This is a genomic window from Streptomyces himastatinicus ATCC 53653 (assembly GCF_000158915.1).
Taxonomy (GTDB): Bacteria; Actinomycetota; Actinomycetes; order Streptomycetales; family Streptomycetaceae; genus Streptomyces; species Streptomyces himastatinicus.
Genome location: NZ_GG657754.1, coordinates 346,312 through 349,308 on the forward strand (window position 1 = coordinate 346,312; position 2,997 = coordinate 349,308).

The following is a 2,997-nucleotide window of genomic DNA, read 5'->3' on the forward strand; positions in this document are numbered from 1 at the left end:
GCCGCCCGGAGCTGGGCGGGGCTACATCGAGACGTCGTCCAGGTCGCCCCACTGGGCGAGCAGGTCCTCCTCGGTGGGCTCGGGGCCGGGGGTGGCGGCGCCGAGGGGCTGCTCAGCCCAGATGATCTTGCCGGTGGGGGTGTAGCGAGTGCCCCAGCGCTGGGCGAACTGGGCCACCAGGAACAGGCCCCGGCCCCCCTCGTCCGTGGAGGCGGCGCGGCGCAGATGCGGGGAGGTGCTGCTGCCGTCGGCGACCTCGCAGATGAGGCTGCGGTCGCGGACGAGGCGCACATGGATGGGGCCGGAGCCGTAGCGGATGGCGTTGGTGATCAGCTCGCTGAGGATGAGTTCGGTGGTGAAGCCGCTCTCCTCCAGGCCCCACCCGGCCAGCCGCCGGGCGGCCTCGGAGCGGATTCCGGCCACGGCGGCGGGGTCGGAGGGAACGTCCCACTCGGCGACGGAGTCGGGGTCCAGGAGATGGGTGCGGGCGACCAGGAGGGCGATGTCGTCCCTCGGGTGCGAGGAGGCCATCGCGTCGAAGACGGCCTGACAGATCTCCTCGGGGCCGCGCCCGGGATGGCCCGCCAGGGTGCTGCGCAGCAGCCGCAGGCCGGTGTCCCGGTCGCGGTCGCGGTCCTCGACCAGACCGTCGGTGTACAGGGCGAGTCGGCTGCCCTCGGGCAGCAGCAGTTCGGTCGTCTCGACGGGTTCGCCGCCGAGGCCGAGCGGCGGGGCGAGGGGCACCTCGGGGAAGGTGACGGTGCCGTCGGGATACATCAGGGCGGGGCCCGGATGGCCCGCCCGGGCCATGGTGCAGCGGCCGGTGACCGGGTCGTAGATCGCGTACAGACAGGTGGCCCCGCTGATCGGCGCGGCGTCGGTGTCCGCGGCGACCTGGTCCTGGTCGAAGCGGGTGACCAGCTCGTCGAGATGGGTGAGGATCTCGTCCGGCGGCAGGTCCAGGGCGGAGAAGTTGTGCACGGCGGTACGCAGCCGCCCCATGGTGGCGGCGGCGTGCAGCCCGTGGCCGACGACGTCACCGACGACGAGGGCGACCCGGGCGCCGGGCAGCGGGATGACGTCGAACCAGTCGCCGCCGACACCGGCCTGGGCGGGCAGATAGCGGTGCGCCACCTCCAGCGCGTCCTGTTCGGGCAGGCCCTGCGGCAGCAGACTGCGCTGGAGGGTGACGGCCATGGAGTGCTCGCGGGTGTAGCGGCGGGCGTTGTCGATGGCGACGGCGGCGCGGGCGACCAGCTCCTCGGTGAGGGCCACGTCCTCCTGGTCGAACGGCTCGGACTTCTCCGAACGCCAGAAGGTGGCGATGCCCAGGGTGACGTCGCGGGCGCGCAGCGGAATGGTGATCATCGAGTGGATGCCGTACTCGACGATCCGGACGGCCTGCTCGGGGTCCTGCTCCTGCCATCCGGCGAAGTCCCGGATGTCGGCGTCGAGCACCGGCCGCCCGGCACCGAAGCCGAGCGCCTGCGGTGCGCCGCGCACGTAGGTCGTCCGCTTGCCGACCCGCCACAGCGGGTGGTCGTCGCGGATGCCGAAGGTGGCCGTACGGCACATGGCGTCGCCGGACGGCTCGTCGCCGCGCAGCACCGGTTCCACCAGGTCGACGGTGGCGAAGTCGGCAAACCACGGCACCGCGAACCGGGTCAGCTCCTCGGTGGTACGGGAGACGTCGAGGGTAGTGCCGATCTTCGCGCCCGAGTCGTACAGCAGCCGCAGCCGCTTCTCCGCCACCTCGGCCTGGCCGGACAGCGCGCGCAGTTCGGTGGTGTCCCGGAGGGTGGCGACGCTGCCGGGCGCGCCGCCGTTCCACTGGGTGGAGCGCTGGTTGACGGCCAGCAGCCGGTCCCCCGCGAGATGCACCTCGTCGGTGGCGACCCGGCCGGAGGACAGCAGCTCGGCGGTGCGCGGTTCGAGCCCGAGTTCGCGGACGTGGCGGCCCTCGGCGTCCGGGGGGAGGTCGAGCAGTCGGCGCGCCTCGTCGTTGACGAGGACGAGATTGCCCTCACCGTCGACGATGAGCACACCCTCGCGGACGGAGTGCAACACCGCGTCGTGGTGCTCGTACATACGGGTCATCTGGGCCGGGCCCAGGCCGTGGGTCTGGCGCCGCAGCCGGCGGCCCACCAGCGCGGTACCGGCGGTGGCGAGGGCGAGCGCGCCCCCGGCCGCGCCGAGGACCAGCGGCAGCTGGCGGGTGACCCGGCCGCTGACGTCCTGGGCGGTCATCCCGGCGCAGATCACGCCGACGACCGTCCCGTGGGCGTTCCGGATCGGGACCGTGGCCTGCACTTCCTTGCCGAGGGGGCCCTGCACCGTCTCCGTGACGACCTTGCCGCGCAGCGCGGGCTTGTAGTCGGCGACGAGCTGATGGCCGATCTGCTGCGGCAGCGGGTGGGTATAGCGGACGCCCTTGGGGTTCGCCGCGACGACGAAGTCCAGGCCCGCCCGCTTACGGACCTGCTCGGCCCGCGGCTGGAGCACGGTGGTCGGGTGGCGGGACGTCATGGCCTCCGCGGTGCCCGGAGAGCCGGCGAAGGCCTGGGCCACGGCGGTGGACCGGTTGATGGCCTCCTGCTCGCTGTCGTTCCGCGCCTGGAGTACGAGCGCCAGCGTCGCCACGGCAATGAGCATGACGACAACGATCGCCTGTACGGCAAACACCTGCCCGGCGATGCTGCGCACGCCCAGCAGGGAGCGCAAGCGACCCCGCGACCGGACAGGCGGGGAGAGCTTCGATCGACCGAAAAATCCGATCACCCCCTATTCCTAACACCTCACGGCGCCAGGACGTGAGCAGCTGGGATGACACAGTACCCGCGACCGGGCGGTTGATACGTTCCAGTCACCCACCGGTGGGCGTCGGTGGCTTTGTGTAGGGGGTTCGGGAGGCGGGTTCAGAAGCCGGGAGGGAGGGGAAGGACCCTGCCGCCGGGTCGTCGTTTCCCGTGTATCCCGTCCGGGCATCCGCACCACTTG

Annotated in this window: 1 protein-coding gene; it reads right to left on the reverse strand. The window is 72.4% G+C overall.

Annotation, left to right across the window (positions count from 1 at the left end; all coding sequences use genetic code 11):
- Positions 1-21: 21 nt before the first annotated feature.
- On the reverse strand, positions 22-2,652 hold the full coding sequence (locus tag SSOG_RS01480) for a SpoIIE family protein phosphatase (protein WP_078510562.1): 2,631 nt from the start codon (positions 2,650-2,652) through the stop codon (positions 22-24).
- Positions 2,653-2,997: the final 345 nt, after the last annotated feature.

Bases quoted from the DNA above. Each gene is read 5' to 3' on its own strand.
- SSOG_RS01480 (WP_078510562.1), bottom strand. From the start codon at position 2,652: ATGCTCATTGCCGTGGCGACGCTGGCGCTCGTACTCCAGGCGCGGAAC.